Source organism: Nitrosopumilus sp. (assembly GCA_029862745.1).
In the GTDB taxonomy this organism is placed as follows: domain Archaea; phylum Thermoproteota; class Nitrososphaeria; order Nitrososphaerales; family Nitrosopumilaceae; genus Nitrosopumilus.
The window spans coordinates 201,748-224,525 of sequence record JAOTWS010000001.1; the positions used below are offsets into that span (position 1 = coordinate 201,748).

General features: G+C 34.0%; 30 protein-coding genes. 17 read left to right on the forward strand and 13 right to left on the reverse strand.

What is annotated here, in order from left to right:
• Positions 1-151: 151 nt before the first annotated feature.
• The 4 genes from OEM44_01255 to OEM44_01270 form a co-directional block, all read right to left on the reverse strand.
• On the reverse strand, positions 152-1,333 hold the full coding sequence (locus tag OEM44_01255; protein MDH3515428.1) for a divalent cation transporter: 1,182 nt from the start codon (positions 1,331-1,333) through the stop codon (positions 152-154).
• The gene (locus OEM44_01260; GenBank protein MDH3515429.1) at positions 1,323-2,381 is read right to left on the reverse strand and encodes a multicopper oxidase domain-containing protein; all 1,059 of its coding nucleotides are present in this window, start codon (positions 2,379-2,381) and stop codon (positions 1,323-1,325) included. Before OEM44_01260 ends, OEM44_01255 begins: the two co-directional genes overlap by 11 nt.
• A gap of 138 nt (positions 2,382-2,519) precedes the next feature.
• On the reverse strand, positions 2,520-2,999 hold the full coding sequence (locus OEM44_01265) for a transcriptional regulator (GenBank protein ID MDH3515430.1): 480 nt from the start codon (positions 2,997-2,999) through the stop codon (positions 2,520-2,522).
• 524 nt (positions 3,000-3,523) lie between these two features.
• Positions 3,524-4,141, reverse strand: a complete 618-nt coding sequence (locus tag OEM44_01270; protein MDH3515431.1) for an O-methyltransferase — start codon at positions 4,139-4,141, stop codon at positions 3,524-3,526.
• Between the two features lie 181 nt (positions 4,142-4,322).
• On the opposite strand from OEM44_01270, the gene OEM44_01275 reads away from it, so the two are divergent.
• The gene (locus OEM44_01275) at positions 4,323-4,550 is read left to right on the forward strand and encodes a hypothetical protein (GenBank protein MDH3515432.1); all 228 of its coding nucleotides are present in this window, start codon (positions 4,323-4,325) and stop codon (positions 4,548-4,550) included.
• A 551-nt stretch (positions 4,551-5,101) separates the two neighbouring features.
• Here the strand turns inward: OEM44_01275 and OEM44_01280 are convergent.
• Positions 5,102-5,632: a nicotinamide-nucleotide adenylyltransferase gene (locus OEM44_01280; protein MDH3515433.1), complete on the reverse strand. Its 531-nt coding sequence runs from the start codon at positions 5,630-5,632 to the stop codon at positions 5,102-5,104.
• A gap of 490 nt (positions 5,633-6,122) precedes the next feature.
• Here OEM44_01280 and OEM44_01285 point away from each other — a divergent pair, with 490 nt between their 5' ends.
• Positions 6,123-6,332 carry a hypothetical protein gene (locus OEM44_01285; protein MDH3515434.1) on the forward strand — a complete coding sequence of 70 codons (210 nt, stop codon included), beginning with the start codon at positions 6,123-6,125 and terminating at the stop codon, positions 6,330-6,332.
• Complete coding sequence (locus OEM44_01290) at positions 6,329-6,469, forward strand: hypothetical protein (GenBank protein MDH3515435.1); 141 nt, start codon at positions 6,329-6,331, stop codon at positions 6,467-6,469. Before OEM44_01285 ends, OEM44_01290 begins: the two co-directional genes overlap by 4 nt.
• Positions 6,470-6,562: 93 nt before the next feature.
• Here OEM44_01290 and OEM44_01295 read toward each other — a convergent pair whose 3' ends face one another.
• From OEM44_01295 to OEM44_01310, 4 genes are all read right to left on the reverse strand, one after another.
• Positions 6,563-6,808: a hypothetical protein gene (locus OEM44_01295; GenBank protein MDH3515436.1), complete on the reverse strand. Its 246-nt coding sequence runs from the start codon at positions 6,806-6,808 to the stop codon at positions 6,563-6,565.
• Complete coding sequence (locus OEM44_01300) at positions 6,798-7,274, reverse strand: class I SAM-dependent methyltransferase (GenBank protein MDH3515437.1); 477 nt, start codon at positions 7,272-7,274, stop codon at positions 6,798-6,800. Before OEM44_01300 ends, OEM44_01295 begins: the two co-directional genes overlap by 11 nt.
• Before the next feature lie 378 nt (positions 7,275-7,652).
• Positions 7,653-8,570 (reverse strand): EF-Tu/IF-2/RF-3 family GTPase, encoded by a 918-nt coding sequence (locus tag OEM44_01305; protein MDH3515438.1) that lies wholly within the window; start codon positions 8,568-8,570, stop codon positions 7,653-7,655.
• 59 nt (positions 8,571-8,629) lie between these two features.
• Complete coding sequence (locus tag OEM44_01310; GenBank protein MDH3515439.1) at positions 8,630-8,797, reverse strand: hypothetical protein; 168 nt, start codon at positions 8,795-8,797, stop codon at positions 8,630-8,632.
• 428 nt (positions 8,798-9,225) lie between these two features.
• On the opposite strand from OEM44_01310, the gene OEM44_01315 reads away from it, so the two are divergent.
• From OEM44_01315 to OEM44_01355, 9 genes are all read left to right on the forward strand, one after another.
• Positions 9,226-9,642, forward strand: coding sequence for a universal stress protein (locus tag OEM44_01315; protein MDH3515440.1), 417 nt, complete (start codon positions 9,226-9,228; stop codon positions 9,640-9,642).
• Between the two features lie 14 nt (positions 9,643-9,656).
• A complete protein-coding gene (locus OEM44_01320; GenBank protein ID MDH3515441.1) occupies positions 9,657-10,514 on the forward strand; it encodes a CBS domain-containing protein in 858 nt (285 codons plus the stop codon).
• 111 nt (positions 10,515-10,625) lie between these two features.
• Positions 10,626-11,057: a CBS domain-containing protein gene (locus tag OEM44_01325; GenBank protein ID MDH3515442.1), complete on the forward strand. Its 432-nt coding sequence runs from the start codon at positions 10,626-10,628 to the stop codon at positions 11,055-11,057.
• Between the two features lie 237 nt (positions 11,058-11,294).
• Positions 11,295-11,717 carry a universal stress protein gene (locus OEM44_01330; protein ID MDH3515443.1) on the forward strand — a complete coding sequence of 141 codons (423 nt, stop codon included), beginning with the start codon at positions 11,295-11,297 and terminating at the stop codon, positions 11,715-11,717.
• Positions 11,718-11,906: 189 nt separating this feature from the next.
• Entirely contained in the window at positions 11,907-12,095 is a 189-nt protein-coding gene (locus OEM44_01335) for a hypothetical protein (GenBank protein MDH3515444.1), read from the forward strand.
• A 119-nt stretch (positions 12,096-12,214) separates the two neighbouring features.
• On the forward strand, positions 12,215-12,748 hold the full coding sequence (locus OEM44_01340) for a hypothetical protein (GenBank protein ID MDH3515445.1): 534 nt from the start codon (positions 12,215-12,217) through the stop codon (positions 12,746-12,748).
• A 138-nt stretch (positions 12,749-12,886) separates the two neighbouring features.
• Complete coding sequence (locus OEM44_01345; protein ID MDH3515446.1) at positions 12,887-14,212, forward strand: dicarboxylate/amino acid:cation symporter; 1,326 nt, start codon at positions 12,887-12,889, stop codon at positions 14,210-14,212.
• Positions 14,213-14,488: 276 nt separating this feature from the next.
• On the forward strand, positions 14,489-14,950 hold the full coding sequence (locus tag OEM44_01350) for a pyridoxamine 5'-phosphate oxidase family protein (protein ID MDH3515447.1): 462 nt from the start codon (positions 14,489-14,491) through the stop codon (positions 14,948-14,950).
• 284 nt (positions 14,951-15,234) lie between these two features.
• Positions 15,235-15,411, forward strand: a complete 177-nt coding sequence (locus OEM44_01355) for a hypothetical protein (protein ID MDH3515448.1) — start codon at positions 15,235-15,237, stop codon at positions 15,409-15,411.
• Here OEM44_01355 and OEM44_01360 read toward each other — a convergent pair.
• Positions 15,408-16,748, reverse strand: a complete 1,341-nt coding sequence (locus tag OEM44_01360) for an HD domain-containing protein (GenBank protein MDH3515449.1) — start codon at positions 16,746-16,748, stop codon at positions 15,408-15,410. The genes OEM44_01355 and OEM44_01360 overlap by 4 nt on opposite strands.
• Positions 16,749-16,849: 101 nt before the next feature.
• On the opposite strand from OEM44_01360, the gene OEM44_01365 reads away from it, so the two are divergent.
• Positions 16,850-17,656 carry a CBS domain-containing protein gene (locus OEM44_01365; protein ID MDH3515450.1) on the forward strand — a complete coding sequence of 269 codons (807 nt, stop codon included), beginning with the start codon at positions 16,850-16,852 and terminating at the stop codon, positions 17,654-17,656.
• A gap of 20 nt (positions 17,657-17,676) precedes the next feature.
• Here OEM44_01365 and OEM44_01370 read toward each other — a convergent pair whose 3' ends face one another.
• Positions 17,677-18,459 carry an adenylate/guanylate cyclase domain-containing protein gene (locus OEM44_01370; protein ID MDH3515451.1) on the reverse strand — a complete coding sequence of 261 codons (783 nt, stop codon included), beginning with the start codon at positions 18,457-18,459 and terminating at the stop codon, positions 17,677-17,679.
• 128 nt (positions 18,460-18,587) lie between these two features.
• On the opposite strand from OEM44_01370, the gene OEM44_01375 reads away from it, so the two are divergent.
• The 4 genes from OEM44_01375 (at position 18,588) to OEM44_01390 (ending at position 20,454) form a co-directional block, all read left to right on the forward strand.
• Positions 18,588-18,842 carry a hypothetical protein gene (locus OEM44_01375; protein ID MDH3515452.1) on the forward strand — a complete coding sequence of 85 codons (255 nt, stop codon included), beginning with the start codon at positions 18,588-18,590 and terminating at the stop codon, positions 18,840-18,842.
• A 385-nt stretch (positions 18,843-19,227) separates the two neighbouring features.
• Entirely contained in the window at positions 19,228-19,644 is a 417-nt protein-coding gene (locus OEM44_01380) for a hypothetical protein (protein MDH3515453.1), read from the forward strand.
• Positions 19,641-19,958 carry a hypothetical protein gene (locus tag OEM44_01385; GenBank protein MDH3515454.1) on the forward strand — a complete coding sequence of 106 codons (318 nt, stop codon included), beginning with the start codon at positions 19,641-19,643 and terminating at the stop codon, positions 19,956-19,958. Before OEM44_01380 ends, OEM44_01385 begins: the two co-directional genes overlap by 4 nt.
• A gap of 4 nt (positions 19,959-19,962) precedes the next feature.
• On the forward strand, positions 19,963-20,454 hold the full coding sequence (locus tag OEM44_01390) for a hypothetical protein (protein ID MDH3515455.1): 492 nt from the start codon (positions 19,963-19,965) through the stop codon (positions 20,452-20,454).
• Positions 20,455-20,682: 228 nt separating this feature from the next.
• Here OEM44_01390 and OEM44_01395 read toward each other — a convergent pair whose 3' ends face one another.
• Positions 20,683-20,901: a hypothetical protein gene (locus OEM44_01395; GenBank protein ID MDH3515456.1), complete on the reverse strand. Its 219-nt coding sequence runs from the start codon at positions 20,899-20,901 to the stop codon at positions 20,683-20,685.
• Between the two features lie 8 nt (positions 20,902-20,909).
• Entirely contained in the window at positions 20,910-22,772 is a 1,863-nt protein-coding gene (locus OEM44_01400; GenBank protein ID MDH3515457.1) for a heavy metal translocating P-type ATPase, read from the reverse strand.
• Positions 22,773-22,778 lie beyond the last annotated feature (6 nt).

The window sequence follows — 22,778 nt, forward strand, 5'->3', positions numbered from 1 at the left end:
CAAAGTTATTTTTTGAAATTCATGTTTATCTATGAGTTTTGATCTTATTTCTTAGATACATCCAAAGCAAAATGAGTGTGAAAATATACTTTGGATGTACAAAAAAACCCACGCATAATTCAAAAATATAATAGAAAAAAATTCTAAATAATTAGACAAATATACTTGTCAGATACATTACGAGCATACCTACTGCAATTCCTGAAACTATTGACGCACTTGAAAGACTATTCTCATTTTCTTCCCTAAGCCATTTCATTATGATGATGATGACTTGAAATATGGCACCAGCCCCAATAGATAAAAAGATAACTGCAGAGAATGGAGAATACATGAATCCTCCAAGCCATGCGCCAAAAATTGCAGGTGCACCAGCTATCATACCCATTGCAACAAGTTTTCCAATAACTGACTTTTTTTCTTTAGCTAGTGGTGATGCAATGGCAAGACCTTCAGTGGTGTTGTGCAATGCAAATCCTACAATAAGAAAAGTACTCAATGCTACTTGTCCAAGACCTATTGCAGCTCCAATTGCTAGGCCTTCCCCAAAATTATGCAATCCGATACCTATTGAAATCATAAGTGCAATGGCCACGGGTTTTGCATAGGGAGAATCTTTTACTCTTTGAATTAGTTTTTCACCAGAATAATACAATCCAAGAAAAGATAGTATTGTCACTGTTGCAACTAACAAAACGCCATTAAAACTAGCTGCAAGATTTTCTGCGGATGCATCTAGAGCCTCTTCTATTGAATCAATTCCCAAAAACAGCAAAAGACCTATTGTTAATGCCATAAAGAAATGATATTTGTTTTTACTTAATCTCCTGATAAATGGTAGCCACATCAGCCCAATCATTACAGGAATAATTCCAACATAAGTTCCAATTAATGCAAAAAACCCTATTAACTCTAAACTAAGTTGCAGTCTTGGGGCTGCAGCCTCTATTTCTTTTTCAAATCTAGTTCCATCCTCAATTGTAATTCCTATTGTGTATGGTTCTGCCTCGTTCCATGCAAATGGTATCCTTACTAACGCAGTCTCATATCTTTCCAAAAACCTGTCAGGTTCTACTGCTGCAGGCTGTATCCTGTCATTGATGTCAGCCATTACAACCTCTACTGGGATTGGACCCGTGTTTCTTACAGTTGCATGTACTTCAGAACCTACAAAATCAATCATCTCTATTGTTATCTCAGGTAATGGCACTCCAAGATCCAGAAGATCAGAACCAGGTCCAAAGATATAGGCCATCATTATAATTACAAATGCAAATGGAATCAGACCACTGACGATTGTTTTTGTCTTTGAAGGTTTCTTATCAAGTTCCATATTCGATTGTATCTCCTGTTGTTGGTGATGTTTCTTGCAGTGAATCAGAATCATCATCAGAAACTAGGAATATTCCAACCCAGCCTTTCTCAGAAAATTCCACCTTGTGTGCATGGAATAGATACTTTCCTGGATATTGATATTCAAACTCCATTATCCCACGTTCAGTTTGAGATAAGGTGATCATATCAGTGTAAAATGAAGGAACTAGATCAGTTCCTGTTGGATAATATTTGTACAGATTACCATGTAAGTGGAAGTTGTTTATAGGATCAAACTCCACCATGTTGACCACGTAAACACGAATCAGTTCATTTGTTTTAATCTGAATTGGATGATGTTGATAGTAAAACGGAATGGTGTTTGCAGCATAGAAATTATTTTCAGTATCAAAGTCAGTATCCAAACCATTTAGAACCATTACCATCTCATCAGCTAGTTCTCTACCCTCTTTTGGATCAACTATGAATACGCCGTACAATCCGTGCACAATGTGCTCTTCAAGCGGCATTACATGGCAGTGATACGGATGAACACCAGCTGGTCCTGCAATGAATTCATAAGTGAATTGTCCCCCTCCACCGCCAACTATCTCAAAGACGCCATCCATTTCAGCAGGATGTATTCCATGAAAGTGCATGGTGTGTTGTTTTGAGCCATTGTTTATGAAGTGTACACGGACTGTATCTCCTTCGGTTGCACGGATTGTAGGTCCTGGAACACTTCCATTAAACGTCCAAGCATTGTAAAAAACACCTGGAGATACCTCCATGATCTTGTCATCCTCTGCAACAATTGTGTATTCTCGTAGTGTTGTGCCGTCTGGTAATGTTGATGTTACACCATAATCAAAATCCCTTAGATATTCCATTGGATCAAACTCCATGGTAGATTCAACGTATAGCGGATCTATTATCTCGCCTGTAGTCTTTACAAATCCTCCTGAATGAGTAACAAAGACCTTTTCTTCTGATTGCGCTGTGATGACTTCGGGAAACACAAAGAAAATTGAAGATATTGCTGTAACTGCAATTAAAGAAAAGATCATAATTGATCGCGAATTAAAAGATGATTTCATACGGATATTTCCTTACTTTCTTTCATGAATATAAATTTAGCCTAGGCTAACTTTTTTAGCCTTACGCAAATTTATAGTAAAATGCACTAAAAGTAGTTTTTTATAAATTTAAAAACCAAATTTCCTAAATTCAGAGAGCAGATGAGGCTTTGATTTTAAAAACAATATGAATTTTCTGAGTTGTTTTGTTGTTTTTGGATTTAAGTGGTGTTCTATTCCTTCTACATCCTGATTTGCAGTGGAGTTGTCTATTCCTAGTATCTCAAAGAATTCCAATAGATCACTGTGCTTTTGCCTTATCTCACTTGCGATGCTTTCTCCCAGAGGAGTCAGCTTTAACCCCTGATATTTGGTATAATCGATGTACTTGTCTTCATCTAGTCTTCGTAACATCTTGGTAACACTGGGTGGACTAACGTTCATGTAGTTTGAGATATCCAATGGCGTTGCATATCCTTTGAGTTCTATGAGTTCAGAGATTACTTCCAAGTAATCCTCCATTCTGGTTGTGAATTTTGAACTTTTTTGTCCATGAACTCGTTTTATGGATTCTAGTCGTTCTCCTTCCTTGTGTGGTTTTTCAGTCAAGAAATCAATCAAGATTACTTGATTTGCTTAGATTTTTAATTTATCTATTTTACAATTAAAATTTAGTTTCCATGAAACTATAATTATTCATAATGAATTCAACGTGAGCATGAAAATTATTCTCTTGCAACTACCTCATATCCAGCCTTACCAAAGTTATGGGTTACCTGGATGTATGGACAATCGTCGTAATTTTGAGTAAATTCTGTCATTTTATTCTTGTGCTCTCTTTTTCAAGTTTTTTTGTGTGTTGTATCTTGTATTTTAGAATGTTCTGAGCTAACGGATTATTTGTAAGAACTTCTGACAAAGTAACTTGTTAATTTGTGGTGGTGCAATTATTAATTTGTGCATAACTGGTCTGAACTGAAATGCCCAAGATAATTGTAAGAACAAGAATGTAATTAAACTAGATAGAGAAGACGACGTTAAAATTAATGTCAATCCGAAAAATTATGTTTCTAGTGCAAATTATTAGAAAATGGTATATGAACTATTGAAATAATCTGTAAATCCAGAAATTATTACTTCAACTTTATTGTGATTTCTTCTCCATTTCCAATGGGTGTTGTTATAGTTCGAAGTTTTGGATTTTTCTTAAGATAATCTGAGAATTTTTTCATATCTTGTTTATATTTTTCAGGATATAACATATTGTCTGTAACAATCACTCCTCCAACAGATACCATCGGCAAGATCAAATCGAAATATTCGATGACATTTTCCTTGTCGGCATCAATTAGTACAAAATCAAAAAAATATTTGTATTCTTTTTGTAAACTTAATTCTCTTAGTATCTGTATTGCCAATCCTTCTTTGACAGTAATCATATCTGCAATTCCAGCTTTTTGAAAATTCTCCTTTGCTCTTTTTATCTTGTTTGGATTTTGTTCAATTGTAATGATTTGACCTGATTGCTCATAAATTGCCTCTGCGCACCATATGGTAGAATACCCTGTCGACATTCCAACTTCAAGCATATTTTTTACATTTTTTAGACGTAAAATCATGTTTAGTAACTCTCCAGTCTCTTTTGTAATTGCAAGCATTCTATCTTCAGGAGCAACATTAACTTTTCTTAATTTTTCTAGTGTTGATTGTTTTTCTAATTTTTCAAGTATATTTGAAATGGATTTTATCATGCAGTATTTGAGTATTTGAAAGAATTTAATCATTCTTCATATATTACAATGTTGACTTCATTCAAATTTGATTATTTCAGGAATAGATAACATCTTTTTACTTTATCTCCATTTGAAATCATAGAAATTACAAACCGTAACAATCAAAAAATTAATTATGCATGAAAATAAGATATTCTAAATGGGAAAAGGAGTCATAATAGGAATAATAATTGGGATTGCTATTACAGGATTAATTTTGACTTATACCAACACATTTGAAGTATTAAGACCTGAAGTTGAATCATCAGTTGACACTGCAAAGGATACAATATCAAAGATAGACGGGAAAGACGTAGTAAAAAAGGCCGAAGAGGCATCAAACAAAATTAAAGAAGTAGCAGACAAAATTAAGATAACAGATCCCTAAATCACAAGAATATATCTAAAACCTGTTACTCTGAGACCAAGATGTTTTCAGGCGAGTTCATCATGATATAGACATAGTTATCTAACGACTTTATGGTATAGGTTTTCATCTAGATATAAACATCAAAGAAAAAAATTATGATATCATAGTAGAAGTAGATGGTAAGACAATATTTTCATCGTACAGAGAGGATAAATCAGAAAACAAACTCGTATTCTTTTGACATGATTCCAAATGTCACAAAATCATAAAGCTATTATGGCGAGGTTACAAATAAGTCACTGTTTGAATTACTGAGAAAAAGCAATTCAAGACTATGATGAATTGATTATGTGGAATTAGACATCAATACAATGCGGCTATATTTAAAACAGATAAAAAATAATCCGAAATACATTCTAGAATAATACATAGATAAAATATCTAACAAATTTAAATCTCAATTATATTATCGCAAGAGCGACACTTTACAATGACTTTTTCACCAGGCAGTCTAATGAATCTCTTTGAGCCACATTTTGGGCAAATAGGGCAAGATCGTGCGGGTTTCATCAATGATCAGTTGGTTTTGTATCAGTTTGAGATATTACTGTTAATCTGTTTTTTGCATTAATTTTTGTAAGCAACTCATAAACTGCATTTGGAACAAGTTCTTTCCAATTATCATTCATTTTTATCATATTGCGAATTTTGGTTGCATTAAATTGTGGCCTATCCAAAAAGACAGGTTTGACTACATCGATACCAGAATCAGACAAGAGCATGGAAACATAATCATTCCCACTGTAAACTTTATCAAAATATGGTAGTGTGGATTTTAGATAAGATGCCCACGTTGCAATATTAAATTGATTTTCAAGAGATACAATAAATATATTATTCAAATCAAGTGAAGCATCTTTTAGAGAATTATGAATCATTTCTATTCTCTCACCTGCAGTAAAAGGATCTTTTTCAAGATAATTAAATTGGGAGCTAGTGATGGCGATTATGACTTCATCACACTCATTAAGAATTTGGGTTACCAAATTCAAATGACCCAAATGAAAAGGCTGAAATCGACCCATCATCAAACCACGCATGATTAGTAGGTAGTGTTGATTTTATTAAATCAGTCTATTTCGCAGTATCTACTCCGTATTTTTATATTTTAAACTGACTAAAACTGCATGTTAAAGATCTCAGCCTATGACGCATTTTATGGTGCAATCAGCAAACCCAATAACTGCAAAAGAGTATGCAAACAAGATAGAAACATGAGAAATAGATTATCAATGTAGAATTTTCCAGGAGTTTGAATTTCAATGTAAATACAGTTAATGGTAGATGTTAGTAATCATTGAACAATAAAAACGATAATCTGTTGAAATATCTTCAAACCAATAATTGTTTTGAATACTGACTATTTTGTATTGATCTTTTAGAAAATTTCTGTAGATTCGGGTGATGATTAGGTTTTGTTTTAGAGTTATGATGATACAGAATTTAATTCAAAAAAAAAGAAATATTGGTGATTTTAATGATGACAAATGAATTAGAAAGTAATTTAACAACATTTGATGATTCAAAACTATGACCGATAATAATAGCATGACATCTAGCACAGATTGTATAAATTGCACACATTCAAAAGAGGATCATCATTTGGTACTTGGTCGTTCTGGAGGAGGGGATTTTCTGCCAGGTACATCAATGCCAAGTGGAAAATTGGAATCAAGTATTACATGCACTAAATGCACCTGCAACAATTATGCTTCAGTTGAAGATTCCAAAGAGGAATGAATGACAAAGCAATCAAATGTTGGGTACAGAGATATCTATACCCTGCAATTTTTTCTGAAAGATTTGAAGAAGAAATAAAAGATATTCTCTCGTTTGAAGTTGCATATAAAATAAAATTTGATGCTATAATTTTATGATGGGTAGTATTTTGTATTCACATACAATATCATTAATCTAGTAGATCAAAATCATCTAAGATCTCTGTAAAGCAAGATGTATCTGTAGTAGTACTATTTTATGGCTCCAAATGAACCAAAGACAGAATTTTTGTGAAGTATTTCTATTTTTTTAAAACCAACATCCCTCATGACTTTTATTTGAAATGTCATTGATCTTGGGGTATCTTCCTTTTCCACATACTGGAGCACATCATTCTTGTAGGACACTCCACCAACTCTTTCTAGATAATCCCTATATCGGTCCATGCTCATCTTCTGGATACGCTCATCTTCATGAGATATGAGATCAGTATCCAAAAGGACCCCCTCCTATAACAAGTGACTTGTATATTTTCTCAAAGACACTTCTCCACTCGTCATATTCTCTGAGGTGATGAAGGACAACGGCAGCTATCACGATATCATATGTTCCACTCGTAATGTCTACACTTCTAATGTCGCCTTGAATGGTTCTCACCTCTCCACGAGTCAAGACACTGATTCTTTTTTTGGCCTGCTCTAGCATGGGAAGACTAAGATCCAAAAGTGTGCAATCAAGGTTTGGAATCTTTTGCAATGTCTTTATGGTGTAATTACCTGCACCACATCCAATATCTAGGATCTTTTTTGCGTCTCTGTTTACATAGAATGCAGATGATGCAATCAAATCCATCTGTAAAGACGAATCAATTACAGCCTTTTGACCTGTCTCTAGGTTGGAAAATCTCTGGACGTCGTTATCAAAACGTTTCCTTATTTCATCAGGAGTTGATTTTGCTGCCAACAATACCTTTTCAGGGATACAATTGTTATTAGTTATGCTCTAGCGTTCTCCTTGCAATCAATCCTATATTCTAGATTCAAATCAAAGATTAGGGTACGAAAAAGTCTGCCTATGAGTTGAACTGAGCACTTCTACCATCATGACGTATTATGTGGTCTATGCAATACACGAAGCTGTGGTAATTGCAAAAGTACACTGCTATTGAACCAAAGCTGCTACAAAGCGGCACCAGTTGGGGTGAGGTTAATGAATACAACAAACGAGGAGCAAATCCAGACATGAATGCTTTGAAAAACCATATAGCAAAACTCCTGTAATCGGATTGAATTGTGCTTGATTACAAATTATTTTGCGGTGTTACGCATTTTAATATCAGTCTTACTTGATTGACCCGCTTCCCATAATCCTGATGGTGGTGGATTCAGGTTTCAAAACCACAGCAATTTGACCCTTTTTGCATACGACAGGCTTTTCAAATGAAAGTTTCAGAGGAGAAATGGATGAAAATTTTGCAGCTTTGATTTGCAAACCAATGTTTACCAGGCATCCTTGATTTTCAGTAATATTATTTTTGTAGAAGGGGTTCTTTTGAAAATCAAGTTCAACTTCGGTCATAACATCAACTACTCCCTCTTTAGTAATTATATCTCCACGTCCAACTTCATCTGGTTTTGCACCTTTAACTGCAAGACCTACTCTTGCAGGGCATACAGATTCTCCAACAGGATCATCATGCATTTGAATGGATTTGACCAATACATCAATTCCTGCAGGATATAATTTCAGATTGTCATATTGTTTTATTTTTCCATTTGTAACCTTACCTAAGATCACAGTACCAACTCCTTTAACATCAAAACAATGATCAATTACCATTTCGGGAGGATCATTGTTTGTTAGGGGTTCAAGTTTATCCATCTCTTCTTTGATTTTATCAGGTTCAATTTTGAGATATTTTTCAACAACTGTTCCTTTTATCATCAAATCCAGTTTTGACTCATCAACATCAAATGTATGAGAGAGGAGCCCTTTTTCTTTTTTCAATGAATCAAGTGCAATGATTTGTTCACCAGTAAATTTATCTAATTTATCTACATAAAATATAACATATTCTGCCAAATTAATTGCCTGAAATAGTGGCTGAATTTTATCTGGGAATCCACTAGGAGTAACCCATGTTTTGATAATATCAGACTCTTTTCGGTCATAAAGTGAAAGATCAGTCACAGTTCCCTTTTTTCCAAATTCAGATGCAAGATCCTGTTTACCCAAAACAACAAAATTTACAGACTTCATATTTTTCAACACGACAAAGTTTTGTTTAGTATATATAAAATACGGGTCTTGATGAGCCTCTATGCACCGGTGTATGTTACAGGATTTTCAGTTGTAGGAACTTCTACGGCTTGAATGGATCCAGACACATCTATCTGTGCGTCAAGTGTTATGACTTGTATTATTTTTAGAATCTGTCCTGGACCAACCTTATGTGCAATATTTTTAAATTCGTATACGAGATTCATGTCTCCAGCAAACAACCTTTCAATCAGCCGACAGATGGGCTCATAATTTCATGCATAAGAGGTGGAAATTCTATTATTTACAAGATTCGCCATAGTATAGGTGCAATATTCTCAGAGTTTCAATACAAAATACTTAAGGGTAATTTTTTTGCCACCCTTGAAAAGTTATGGTTGACCAATTTTATTCCCCTAAGAAAAAAAATACACTAATGTTAAGTCACAGGTTCTCATTTTAGACAATTTTTAGCACGGAAAGATGAAAAAACAATAGATGGTTTGAATGCTAACAACAAGTGTTCAATACTGGGAGGGCTAAATCTAAAGGAATAGTAGTCAGTGGGTGTCATGACACAAATATTCCAAATGATCAATTCCTTCATTGAGAATCAATTTTACTCTTAATATGGATGATTTTATGTTTTTTCTATATGGATCTTAACAAAATTTTAGTCCCAATAGACGGTTCAAAAAAGTCCTTTGAAGCCCTAGATCGAGCAGTAATTCTTGCAGGATTTACACATGGTCACGTAACTGGTATTCATGTAATTCCTCATGTTGTTGATGGAGGACCAAGAACAAAGGCATTTGATAAACAATTAGTCGATGATGCAAAAATCGTTCTAAAAAAAGCAACAAAACGTGTAGGAAACAAGAATGTAAAATTTACAACGAAAATTCTAAGAGGTTCTCCAGGACATGTTACATTACATACTGCAAAAACAGGAAAGTTTGATCACATTGTAATGAGTACAACCGGTTCTGGATCTGCAACTGAAGATATGATAGGTAGTGTATCCAACCATATACTTCAAAAATCTAAAATCCCTGTATATCTGATCAAATAATTTGGAGAACTAGATTGTCTGATATAATGTCCATTTCACAAAAACCAATTACAATTGAAAAAACCTCTTCTCTAAGTCATGTAATTTCAGAATTATTGAAAAACAAAATCAGTAGATTGATTGTGACTGAAGATGGTACTTCTGTAGGGATAATTACAGAAAAAGACATCGGATTATTCTTACTTGAAGATGATTCAGACAAGTATCTGGATGAAATCCCTGCATCTCAAATTATGCACATGCTTACTTCTGTGGATGAATCCATGTCTGTTGAGAATTGTATAGAAATAATGCTTGAAAAACAAATTGGTTCTTTGGGAGTTACCTCAAATAGTAATGGGCTGATTGGAATCATTACCAAAACTGACATTGCTCAATATTATATCAAAAAATACTCTAAAACAAATACAGTTGGAGATGTTATGACGATATCTTACATCTCTATGAACCATGATGCAACTCTTAGACATGTAGTATCTGAACTAATTGATAAAAAAATATCTAGAATTTTTATAAAAAATGAAAATGGTGAACCTCAAGGAATCCTGACATTTCGTGATTTGTTTCATGTTGCATTAGAACAAGGCAATACTGATTCTGTTTTAGATAGTTCTGATCCTGCAATATCTGTAGTTTTTACAAGAAAAGGATTCCTTTCTGATTCAGGATTTGGAAACACTATACAAGCAAAAGACGTTATGACTAAAACTTTTGAATCTGTGGATTTTGACGAAGATCTTACCGTAGCTTGTGAAGAAATGATTCAAAATAAAATCAATGGTGTTGGGGTAAGAATAAATGGTAAATTAGGTGGCGTAGTTTCTAAAACTGACATTCTAAAAGCTATTTACATAAATAACAAACCAAAATAATTTTTCACATTTTAGCAGTCTTGAGTTTTAATTCAAGCATTAATTCCTGCGGGAGAGCAAAAATAATCTTAAACTTGTATATCTTATATTCAACACACGTGAATAACACTCATGAGTAAATCAAAGATTCCCGTTAGCGTATTTATGATAAAAAATATTGCAACTATATCTCCATTAAATACTGTTGAAGATGCTGCCAAGATTTTTTATGAAAAAAATATTACTTCTTTGATGGTCATGCAAAATAATGAACTAGTTGGATTAGTTACAGAAAAAGATCTTGTTACCAGTGTATTGGTTTTTGACAATAATAAAGACACACAAATAAAAGACATCATGACTTCCTCAATAGTGAGTGTGAATTCTGACATTTCAGTAATTAATGCTGCAAATCTTATGATCGAAAAAAACATTCACAAACTTCCCGTAATGGAAGATGGTAAATTGGTAGGATTGATTTCAGCTACAGATCTCATTGTTGTCTTTTCTATGAGTAATGAAGATGATCTTGTAAAAATTTTTGGCACTCAATTAGGTCTTTAGTTGTTTTTTTTTTTTGAATTCCATTATGTCTAGTATTCAGATTGTAACGAGAATATTATGTTGTTGTGGTGTACAGAAATTCCAATTAAACTAGTTCTAAAAATCTAATCTATGAAATTTTATACATATTGGCGTACATTTCTATCCCTAATTTGGTAAAACTCTATTTCTTACATTTGATTACCATAAAAGAAAATCATCATTGTTTTTTATAATGAATAGAATTCTTTTATGTTCATGGCAAAAATAAACAAAATACTTGTACCTTTAGATGGTTCCAGTAATTCTGTAAGAGGATTAGATAGAGCAATAGATATTGCTAAAGGAACTAATGCAGAAATAACAGGATTCTATGTATTTCACTTACCTCTTGTTGCGGGAATAAAATATACGCAGAAAATGAAAGACGATGCACAAAAAAAGGCTGTAAAAGCAATAGGTCCTGCTATGAAGAAAGTTCAAAAATCAGGTATCGAATTTAAGTATAAAACTGGAGGAGGACACATAGGTAAAGAAATATCTAAAATGGCACAAAAAGGGAAATTTGACATGGTTGTAATCGGTGCTAGAGGTATTGGTGGAGCCAAAGAAACATTTCTTGGTAGTACATCAAACTATGTCATGCATAAAATAAAAATTCCGGTTTTAGTCGTAAAATAAACAATATCAGTTATTGGTTGTATTCTGTCTGAAGAATATTTAAGATAAACGTGTACTCCGTGATTCCAAGCGAACAGGGTACAAGTCAGAATAGTTTTTCATTGTGATAAAACAGAGATAAAAAAATATGACAATTACGTACATTGTCATCATAAAAGAGATTGAAATCTTTGTTCATGTAGTAATGCTATGAAAAAGTATTATTTTTTCTTTATTGCATCTCTTATTGCTATATTGTCATTAGGATATTCTTTAATTCAAGATAACAACAATCAAAATGATTTTCAAGCGTATCAAAATACAGATAACGAGTTAGTTTCAGATGTTAAAAAAATTGAATCTGAAATAAATGAAAAAATTCTAAAAAAAATATCATAAATAATATTTTTTCACAACCTCAAGATTCGGGGATACTCGTATTAGATTATTTTAATGAATTAATTCAAAAAATTGCTGCAACCTCTTCAATCTACGATCTTGTCAGATTTTCGATAGGCATGGTAATCTATGCAATTTTTGTTTATCACTTTTACCGATTTTTATCAAGGCGGGACATCTTCTCCATTAATTTAGAAAAAAAAATTGCTACAGGCACACTAAAATCAACTGGTAAAAGAATCTCTGCTGCACCTAGAATTGCAGCTTTTATAGCAACAAATTTCTTTATTTTTCCATTTGTGATATTTCTCTGGTTTATCGGCTATTCGTTATTCATGTTTATGCTTGTACAAAATATGTCCACTGCAACAATTTTTCTTGTTTCAAGTGGATTGATTATTGCAATTAGAATGTCTGCGTATTATAGTGAAGACTTGTCAAAAGATATTGCAAAATTACTCCCATTTGCATTACTAGGAATATTGTTATTTAATCCTCAATTTTTCACATTGTCTGACATTTTATCTAGATTAGCTGAAATGCCTTCCTTTGTAATCGAAATAGCATCATTTATGATAGTAGTCATGATTGTAGAAATAGTTCTTAGCACGTTTTATCTCATTAGGATTAGATTTTTTCCTAAAAAAGATTAGATGAGTCTAGATGATCATAATGCTGCAGTACAACTAATTTTTCTACCAAATTTGAAGGACTATCCTCCTCTTCATCAGCATTTTATTTGATATTTGTGTTGTATGTTTTTAATGGGTGAAAATTGAAGTCAATAAGTTATGGTGATACAATCATTCAAATCCATTACTCCTCAGGTAACTTATCTAATTAAAAAAAAATTATGGGCACAGGTTCTTGTTGGATTATTTTTAGGGTTATTGTTGGGAGTTTTTCTAGGGCCTGAAACAGGAATTGTGGAGAAAGATACTAGTGGAATCATCACTACTTGGCTTTCCATTCCTGCTCATTTGTTTCTCAAAATTATCCAGATGATAATAATCCCTCTAATTTTTGCTTCAATAATTAGAGGTCTTTTGTCATCTGGCAGTGTAGAGCAACTTCGAACCATGGGAATATCTGTTGCGATATATTTTATTGTAACTACAGTTATTGCATTAGGCATAGGTGTTTTTGTAGCCACCACCATAATGCCCGGAAATTTTGTAGATAGTGAATCAATACTAGCAAGCCTGGAAATTGATGGGACAGAGCAACTTGTAGAAAATGTAGAATTTAATTTTCTTGACATTCCAGAACATATCATCGGAATTATTCCAAGTAATCCTTTGACGTCTTTTATGTCTGGAGAAATGCTAAGCATAATTATTTTTGCGTTATTTGTTGCAGTCGCATTGATCTCATTACCTGAAAAAAAATCTGAGCCAATAACTGATCTGTTGGAATCAGTACAAGAAATTACCATGAAGGTAGTTTCATGGGCCATGCGATTGGCACCTTTTGCAGCATTTGGTTTGATGGCAGATATTGTATCTAAAGTAGGCCTTGATGCCCTTGTGGGCCTTGGTGCATATATGGGAACAGTGGTTATTGGTCTTTTCATAATGATGTTAGTTTACATCATAATTATCAAAGTATTTGCTAACAGACCAATAATATCTACATTAAAAATGATGAAAGATCCACTGCTTCTTGCATTTTCGACTTCAAGTTCGGCTGCTGTAATGCCTGTTTCCATAAAAACTGCCGAAGAAAAAATGAAAGTAAAGCCCGCAGTTTCCCAATTTGTCATCCCCCTTGGTGCGACAATCAACATGAACGGTACTGCACTATACCAAATAGTGGCAGTGTTTTTTCTTGCCCAGCTTTTCAGTATCGAATTGGGGACAACGACAATTATTCTAATTGCAGTTACTGCGCTTATGGCATCCATTGGTGCACCATCTGCTCCAGGTGCAGGTATAGTAATTTTATCGTCTATTCTCTTAGCTGCAGGTGTACCCGTTATTGGAATAGTTCTTTTATTAGGAGTAGATAGAATCTTAGACATGACAAGAACAATGGTAAATGTGGGAGGGGATCTTACTGCATGTTTGTTATTTGATAAGAGAATCAAACCGGACAAAAAAGATACTGATGAAACATAGTACTAACCTTAGACTTGTGTTTGACTATGTTTGAGTGATTTTAAGAGATAATCATTATTTTTGGAATTTTTACTCATTACTATCTGCACCATAATCACATACGTTGCCACTTCTGAAAAGCATGCTTAGTTTAAAATCTTCTTTTGCTCCAAACACAACAAGCATATCTTCATTTCTGTTTTTTTGAGATTATTTTCTTTTGATAAAAAAATAAATTACAATATCAAATTTGGAGTTCAAATAACGCCTTTAATACAAATCAACCATACTTAGATCATGGTAAAAATTCCCGATAAAATCAAAGAGTTCATCGAGAATCAAGGAATTTTTGCTGTAGGAACTGTGAGCGGAAACAAATTTCCCAATGTATCTCCAAGAATTTTCTTTACAGTTGACGAGGATGCAATTTACTGGCTTGATTTTTTCAAACATAAATCATACAGAAATTTTCAGATAAATCCGTGGGTAACGGTTTCTGTCTTTAACAAGGACGAATTGGAAGGGTATCAGTTCAGAGGAGTTGTAAGATTTATCACTGATGAGCCCATAAAATCAGAAATTAAAGAGTCTATAATCAAAAAAACATTGAAATCAAATCCATCTCCTAAAGTCAAATTACTGTCAGAGAAAGAAGCTAACGTAGTTGAATTTGAAGTAAAAGTCTGCTATTCACTAAACCCTGAAAAACATTCAGATCTATCTATTAGTTCAGACATAAATCCCTCCCAATTATTCTAATGACCATCCATGTGGAAGTGTGAATGTTTAAAAAATCATGATATTATTTTTAAAAAATACCTTATCATTAATGTCGTAATAATTTGAAGTTAAATATTGCATATATCTAGGATCAAGCGAGTCAACTAAGTGCAATAACAATAATTGTATCATCTTTTTCTACCACCCTGTTTATCGGTAATTCTTATGGACAGATAGAAAATTTGGAAACAGAACTTGAGTGAGACGATTTATTACAAAATATTAATTTCATGGGAGAGTTTTGTCATAAGTGTAAAAAAGAAATGAAATATCCAGAATTTGCTCATGGTTCTGATGAATGTTTCTTTGATGAAATTAAAACTGAAAAAACAATTGATGATATGTCATTTAGAGATAATGAGGAGGTGATTCTAATCCTTGAGTTTAATTATTTTATTTTTATATGTCTAAAAATGATTCTACACTTTATTTCAAATTAAACAATCCCACCTAAAAGATCAACTCGGTAATAATCCCAATGTTCAGGATCAAGCATTGCAACAAACTCTACGTTTTCAGAACCCATTCTTTTCTGAATCAGATCGCGAAGAGCAAAGCTTGTCAAGTATCTATATCTTTTTGAGTTTGCCAAAAGAGAGAATACTTTTCTAAGTCTGGTACCACCTCCAAGTCCCCAGTACCCAACCCTCATTGCAATTGGTTCTAAAAATATTGTATTTTTCTTTCCATAGTTCTCATCTTTTATTCCAGCATAAAGCTGATAGTCCTCAAGAGGTCCTCCTTTTGCATATCCTATTATGGTATTGCTGTCATCATTTAGCCTGAGAGTAGTCAGGATAGTATTTGGATTCAGAATGGATTTTGCAAAACTTGACTTTTGTAGTTGTAATGGCTGTGGCAGCTCATTGTAAATTTCTGTTAGTGAAGTTATGAATTCGTCTGAATTTCTTTCTTCTAGTGATTCTGCCCTTGTCTGAAATTTCTGGTTCTCATATTCAAATTTTGATTCGATTCGAATTTCATCTTGACGGAGTTTCATAAAGGACAAAACAGTATCCATAAAGTTTTTTCTTGTCTTCTCTGGTAATGCATGAAGAACACGTCTGCACATTTTGGATTCGTTGTTCAGCAAAGTCTCAAAAAAGTTTACAGACATTCTTGCGATTGTGGATTGATGCCATGCAAATGCATGTGCATTCTTTTTTGCTTTCTCCATTGCATTTGAAAAGTCTCCCATTGCATAACCTCCAATTCTGTCAGCAACGGAGAGAAACCATCCCAACTCTTCGTAATGTGATTGTTTCTCAGGATCGTCTTTTGTAATTTTGGATCGTTGAAAGCACTCTTTCATCAGCATCTCGGGCTTTTCCTTGAACTCTCCTGCCCATGGATAAGATGTTCTCAAAATTAATGCCTTTATGATCTCGATATCAAGTTCTGCTTCATTAATCAGTTTTTTTAATTCTATGTCCATGGAGATAAATTGTATCACGCTTTCCTCATGGGGTCTGTCAACTGATTTTTGCGGATCAAAGTCATGAAATAGTGCTGCGGTGTAAAGATACTCTATATCTTTCTGATCTAGTTTTTGCAATTTTTTTTCCCATAATGCCGCAAGCAATGTTATGTATGTGACCTCTAATTCATGGTCTATGTTGTGAAAACCATAGTAATCTCGTCCAATCCCCTGAGATTCAAAAATTTGAATTGTATAGTTTAACATTTTGTGAAAACATTCAATTTTTTCAGTTCCAGATGAATTTAACAATTCTTGAATTTTATTTTTAAGAGGATGTTTATTGTTAAAATTTTGCACGACTTTTACTTGTAATTTAATTTTTTAAAAGATGCGTCAATGTTAAATAGTGATTTTGTACATCCTTCAGATATATTAATCACATAATTGAACCATAAGCCTTGACCAAATCTAGTTCAACTATTTCTAATAGCCCGCTAAGTGAGCTTTTACAAACCTCATTAACATCCATTCCTTGTGTAAATATTAGAAAAAATGCTAAAATCAAAGTTGCAGCTGGAATGTTAGTTCAGTATTTAGAGACATTTACAGATTCAATAGTGGTTCGTGATAATACTAAACCAATAGGAATTATTGGTGGAAAAGAAATAATTCGAGGAGTATACAAAAATCCCTCCTCTGATTTTTTTGAGATGAAACAGGTAGACGATGTTACCGATCATAGACTTAATGTGGTTACAGCAGATACGACAGTCAATAAATTAATTTCACTTTGGAAGGAAGTAGGTAGAGCAATTGCCTTTATCGATATGGGACATGAAGATTATGCAGCAATTTCTGTAAAAAAAATGTTAGAAATAGGAATTAACAGTAATTCTGAATTTCACATATCTGAGATTCCCAAAAAGAAAGCAATTACATTTGATAAAGATGCCACCTTAGGTAATGTTATGAAACTAATGTTAGAAAACAAAAATAGAAAAATATTGTTTGAAGACACAAATCAATTCATCAATGACAGACTCATTATTGAAACTATAGAAAAATTTGACTATCTTGTTGGTACTGACAATTTTTTAGACATTCCTGCAAATGTCGTACCTCTTGATGAGGCCAAAGTGGTTTCTGAAGATTTGAGTCTTTCTGAGATTTCAAAAATAATGTATGACATGTCGCAACCATTAGTGATATATGAAGGACAACCAATTACTCCATGGGACATTTGTCTTTCTTTAGATAAGAATTGAGTATTGATAACTAGAAAAATCTAATTTTGTCTTTTGACCTCAAAAACTTCATAGCCATATTTTTGTTTAATTTCAATAGAACAAAATTGAATAAACTCATAATCTGAAAAATCTTTTAAAATTTCATACAAATTAATTCCAACAACTAGACTATTTTTTGGACAAAGCCCATTAATTTTAAAGCATCGGTTAACCGTGTTTCCAAAAACATCAACTATGTTGGATGTAGTACTTTGTGCTACTTTGACAGAACCATAAGTCATACTTATCTTGTAATCCAATTCTGGCAAGTTTTTTTCTTTGAGCTGTTTTGCTAGTTCATCATGAGAATCAATCATTGATAAACCACATTCTAAAATATTTTTCATCATTATAGAATCATTAGGATCAATGTTTGAAAATCTAAACATAAGAGCATCTCCTATGTTTTTTATCACCTCACCATCATACTTGCGAACAATTTTTGCCATAAAATTCAAAAAAACTTCATATAATTGCGTAAGAGCATCCTCAGACAATCCAGCTGAGAGTTTTGTAGAGTTTGTCATGTCGATTACCCCTATGCAATCATTTTGAATATGTTGAGAAAATTTCAATAAAGTATCTTCTGTGGTAGAATTGTCTGCTATACATCCCAAATGCAATAATCGAATTAGTTTATCATGAATTTGTGAGGAATTAAATTCATTTTTGTTTTTTAATTCAAGAAGATAACTGATTATTCTAGGGTCATCAATAATAAAATCATCAAGTTGTATTATGCCCGACTGTATCTTAATAGAATTTGTATGCTCATCTTCCATGTATTTTTCATAAACTAGTGAGATTTATCTATGATCAGAATCATCTTTAAAAAATAAATTTATTCTATTCCTTTCCCAATTTATTATTTTTTTATCTTCCAGATATTGCAGGCAAGTACAATTTAGAAATGAAGATATGCCACCTGACGGCATGTGATCACATATTTGACACAAAGACTGCCAGCTATGATTTCGGTGTAATTGATCTTAATACATCTGAGGATGCAATCAAACTAAAAGTAGGAAGAACAGAGATTACAAAGATCTTTGGCAATGTATCAGAGTATTTTATATTAAAACGATTTCCAATTTACACCACAATGATTCTACCTGATGGCTCTGAGAAGAATCTAAAAACCAGCCAAGAAACCCAATCCAATTAATCTATTTGAATAATTTTTTGGATATCGTCCAATCTTTTTGAATTCAAAGTATATTGCATTCCATATGATGTAGATAGATGAAACACAGATAGCCTCAAAAAAGAAGATAGTAATAAAACCAAAGGCAGCGAGGAGTGGGAAGAAGAAATGAAATCTAGTCCTTTTAATTTATCAGATGCAATAAGTGCAGAAACGAATCTACAAAGATAAAATAGAATTTTTAATATATTCAATAATTCAATATAACATATGCAAAGGGATTCCATCATCTTAAAAGAAATAGACAAGATTGTAAGGCTTTGGCAAAAATTTTCAGAATGACGAGCCGTTCCCAAAAAATGAGAATGATAAATACGCATTAAATTCACTTTCACGTAATAGTATCATGAACAAAAAATCAATAATTGGAATTGTTGTTGGTCTTATGATAGCAACTTCTACTGTTTATTTTGTAGAGACATCAGAAGAGCTATTTGAAGAGCAAGACATGATAAAAGGTCCATTCTTCTTGATTGTAGCAATTGCTTACATTCCAGTTGCAGTATGGATGTTAAAGAAACCAAATAGCTCAATACCATATGCCGTAACAATAGCAGGAATAATTGGAGTAATTGCATTGTATGCAGTTACAAGAACTGACATGGCAGCAGCACTTGGAATGAGTGCAGGAGGAATAGGTCACTTGGGAATCGTATCCAAAGTACTCCAAGTAGGTGTAGTGATCGGTTCTGTACTGGCATGGACACAAGCCAGAAAAGAACCATTACTGCAATATGAAAGCACAAGGGTGAGAAAGCAATGAAAGTACTCACACTTGGCTTATTTTTGCTTCTGACACTTTCAGTAGTTACTACCGTTCCTACAGTGTTTGCAGATGACGATGAAGGTGACGAGTATGATGAAGATAACCAGAAAGGATTTGGAGATACTGAAAGACAGCAAGAAAGAGAACAGGAAAGGGAAAGAGAAGATGATGATGAAGGTGAAGGACTTGCACTAAGAGGCGGAATACCTGATGCAATCCTTTATGGAACCATTATGGTGATTATCGGCTCTGTTGCATATACAGGATACAAAATCTACAAGGCAAAAAAACCCAAACTAGAATCGAAGTGATCCGATGAGTCTCAAAACCCTCCCTGTTATTTTTCTATTATTTTTGATACCCATACAGGTATTTGTAGATGATGACGCTGACGAAGCAGTAGAAAGCCTCGGATGGGTGGCAATTGGTGCAGGAATCATTGCAAATCTACCTTTTATCGTGTTTAATAAATGGAGAAGATACGCTGTACATGCAGGTGGGCAGTCATTAGTAATGGCAAGACAGGCAGTTCAATTCTACAAACCTGTTCTGAACTTTCACATAATTCTCAACTCTATTGGTTATTTTGCTGGCATGACACACGGATTGCTTTTAGTAAATGATCTTGATTCCATCTCACTATCACTTGCCATAACCATGACTGGGTTAATGATAAGCTGGATTTTACTTAGATACACATCATCAAGACACACCAAGATTTTCACTCGATTGCTGCACGGACAGTTTGGTTTACTGTTGTTATTGATAGCATTAATTACACTTCATGTTTTAACCGGAGATGATTGAATGTATATTCACGTGGAACATAAAAAAAATCATAATTAAATAATAATTATAAAAAATATTTCAGAGATTATTTCATCAGATCAGCAATCTAATGAATTTTAAACAAGATTTAGAGTCAAAAAACGAATTACAAGATAAATTGAACCTGCAGATGAAAAAAGTATTCATTAATCAAAAAATGATCAACTCACCCTAATTAAAATACAAATCCTAGAAACTGTTTATCAATTATGTTTTAGAACATTTTTCACACAGTACAGGTTTGTCTGTAGTATAAACTAGTTTTGCATCTTTCTCTGTAATTCCACACTTGAAACATTCTGCGACTCTTACCATTAGTATTTTCTTGGTTTTTCCATTATTTCTCTTTTTCCAAATTTCGGATTGTTTCTCCCAAAGATATAATTTTTTGCCAAGATTAAACTCTGTAAAAAAAAGAAAAACCAAATCTGGTTCTATCTGGCCCTTAACGCATTTAGAATTACTGCCACATCCAATACCTCTTGGAGTAATGCACCATATTCAGGTTCAATATATCCCATCGCTGCAAAACCCATAAGTACAAAGCTTGCACCCAATCCGATAAATATCCCCTGCTTGGCTATCCTGACTGTCCTCTGGCTGATTTCAACTGCCGTAACCACTTTTGTGACATCATCTACCATCAATACGATGTCAGACGTTTCAGCAGAAATGGCCGTACCTTTTGACCCCATTGCAATACCTGTTGTCGCAGTTGCCAGTGCAGGAGCATCATTGATTCCATCACCCACCATAATCACATTGCCAAACTGCTCTTTGTTTTTTTTGACGATAGATACCTTTTGCTCAGGCAAGAGATTTGCATGTACTGCAGAGATGCCTGCTTTTCGTGTAATGTTTTCTGCATTATCTGAATTGTCTCCAGTCAGTATCGCAGTATGTTTTATTCCAAGGTTTTTCAATTTGTCAATCATCAAACTGACACCTGGTCTTATCACATCACCGAAAATGAGCATTCCAGAAAGGGTTCCATTAATGGTTACAAATGCCAGCATTTTTCCATCTGAATCGATCTGATTTTTGGCATCTTGGATATTCTGTTTTAGTTTCACATCTGTTTTTGCAAAAATGCCTTCAGAGCCAATCACCACATGCTGTCCATTCACATCTCCCTCTACTCCGGCTCCGGGTGTCTCATGAAAGTTTTCAGGAGTTGGAATCTTGTCAAATTTGTTCTCAGCCAAGAACAATATAGACCTGGCAGCCGGATGCGATGACATCTGCTCTACTGCTGCAACCTTGAGCAGAAGAGAATCAAACGATACGTCATCCCCTACAGGTCTTAACTCTTCAAGTTTTGGAGAACCAAACGTGATAGTCCCTGTCTTGTCAAACAGCATGGCTTTGGCCTTTCCCAGATTCTCTATTGCAGAGCCTGTCTTGATCACAATGTTATGTTTGGCTGCTCTGTTGATTCCGCTGATTATTGCAGCAGGTGTTGCAAAAATCAGTGGGCATGGGGTTGCAACTACCAATACTGCAAGAATTGTAGTTGTGCTCTGTGTAATGACCCAACCTGCCAGGCTTACTGCAATGACAATGGGTGTAAACCACACAGCATACCTGTCAGCCAATCTTTGAAGTGGTGCCTTTTCTTGCTGAGCCTTTCTTACAATCTGAACTATTTTTGCGTACTGGCTCTCACCACTTGTTTTTTGCGCTTCCATATCAAACGGATTTCCGATATTTACAGTGCCGCTAAATACGGCATCGCCAATATTTTTTATCTTTGTGATTGGTTCCCCAGTCAATGCCGACTCATCTACTTGAACCTGGTCATCTCTTGTCATGCCATCGACTGGTACAAGGTCACCGGCTCTAACTACAAGTACATCACCTGGTCTGACGTCAGCTACGTCTATCTCATCTAGTGCGCCATCGTTTTTTCTGATTGCAAATCGTGGAGCCCTTTTTGACAGCTCTTCCAACGAGTCCTGTGCGTGTCGGAATGCATAATCTTCCAGTGCCTTTCCGCCTGACTGCATAAGGACAATTATGACTCCAGGAAATGGATCATTTGTAATGACAGATACTATAATTGCAAGCATTGCGATAATGTCTGCTGCAAATTTTCGGTGAAGAATTCCCTTAATGGTGTTCCACACTATGGGTGCGCCACCTGTAATCAAGATAACAAGCCAGATAGAATGCCCCAGATCGGGATTTTCAAGCAGCCAGTGGAAGATTCCTCCAATAAACAGTCCTAAAATTGCAATAAATGTAACAGGATAATGCCTGATAAATGAGAAAACTGCCTTGATGTCTATTTTTTGCATACCTGA

Excerpts from the sequence above, each read along its gene's own strand:
- OEM44_01290 (MDH3515435.1), top strand. The coding sequence starts at position 6,329 with ATGAATGACAAAGCAATCAAATGTTGGGTACAGAGATATCTATACCCT.
- OEM44_01335 (MDH3515444.1), top strand. The coding sequence starts at position 11,907 with ATGAAAAAGTATTATTTTTTCTTTATTGCATCTCTTATTGCTATATTG.
- OEM44_01330 (MDH3515443.1), top strand. The coding sequence starts at position 11,295 with ATGGCAAAAATAAACAAAATACTTGTACCTTTAGATGGTTCCAGTAAT.
- OEM44_01260 (MDH3515429.1), bottom strand. The coding sequence starts at position 2,381 with ATGATCTTTTCTTTAATTGCAGTTACAGCAATATCTTCAATTTTCTTT.
- OEM44_01285 (MDH3515434.1), top strand. The coding sequence starts at position 6,123 with ATGACCGATAATAATAGCATGACATCTAGCACAGATTGTATAAATTGC.
- OEM44_01255 (MDH3515428.1), bottom strand. The coding sequence starts at position 1,333 with ATGGAACTTGATAAGAAACCTTCAAAGACAAAAACAATCGTCAGTGGT.
- OEM44_01305 (MDH3515438.1), bottom strand. The coding sequence starts at position 8,570 with ATGAAGTCTGTAAATTTTGTTGTTTTGGGTAAACAGGATCTTGCATCT.
- OEM44_01400 (MDH3515457.1), bottom strand. The coding sequence starts at position 22,772 with ATGCAAAAAATAGACATCAAGGCAGTTTTCTCATTTATCAGGCATTAT.
- OEM44_01370 (MDH3515451.1), bottom strand. The coding sequence starts at position 18,459 with ATGGAAGATGAGCATACAAATTCTATTAAGATACAGTCGGGCATAATA.
- OEM44_01350 (MDH3515447.1), top strand. The coding sequence starts at position 14,489 with ATGGTAAAAATTCCCGATAAAATCAAAGAGTTCATCGAGAATCAAGGA.
- OEM44_01375 (MDH3515452.1), top strand. The coding sequence starts at position 18,588 with ATGAAGATATGCCACCTGACGGCATGTGATCACATATTTGACACAAAG.
- OEM44_01325 (MDH3515442.1), top strand. The coding sequence starts at position 10,626 with ATGAGTAAATCAAAGATTCCCGTTAGCGTATTTATGATAAAAAATATT.
- OEM44_01315 (MDH3515440.1), top strand. The coding sequence starts at position 9,226 with ATGGATCTTAACAAAATTTTAGTCCCAATAGACGGTTCAAAAAAGTCC.
- OEM44_01310 (MDH3515439.1), bottom strand. The coding sequence starts at position 8,797 with ATGAATCTCGTATACGAATTTAAAAATATTGCACATAAGGTTGGTCCA.
- OEM44_01345 (MDH3515446.1), top strand. The coding sequence starts at position 12,887 with ATGGTGATACAATCATTCAAATCCATTACTCCTCAGGTAACTTATCTA.
- OEM44_01280 (MDH3515433.1), bottom strand. The coding sequence starts at position 5,632 with ATGCGTGGTTTGATGATGGGTCGATTTCAGCCTTTTCATTTGGGTCAT.
- OEM44_01380 (MDH3515453.1), top strand. The coding sequence starts at position 19,228 with ATGAACAAAAAATCAATAATTGGAATTGTTGTTGGTCTTATGATAGCA.
- OEM44_01390 (MDH3515455.1), top strand. The coding sequence starts at position 19,963 with ATGAGTCTCAAAACCCTCCCTGTTATTTTTCTATTATTTTTGATACCC.
- OEM44_01275 (MDH3515432.1), top strand. The coding sequence starts at position 4,323 with ATGGGAAAAGGAGTCATAATAGGAATAATAATTGGGATTGCTATTACA.
- OEM44_01340 (MDH3515445.1), top strand. The coding sequence starts at position 12,215 with ATGGTAATCTATGCAATTTTTGTTTATCACTTTTACCGATTTTTATCA.
- OEM44_01355 (MDH3515448.1), top strand. The coding sequence starts at position 15,235 with ATGAAATATCCAGAATTTGCTCATGGTTCTGATGAATGTTTCTTTGAT.
- OEM44_01385 (MDH3515454.1), top strand. The coding sequence starts at position 19,641 with ATGAAAGTACTCACACTTGGCTTATTTTTGCTTCTGACACTTTCAGTA.
- OEM44_01270 (MDH3515431.1), bottom strand. The coding sequence starts at position 4,141 with ATGATAAAATCCATTTCAAATATACTTGAAAAATTAGAAAAACAATCA.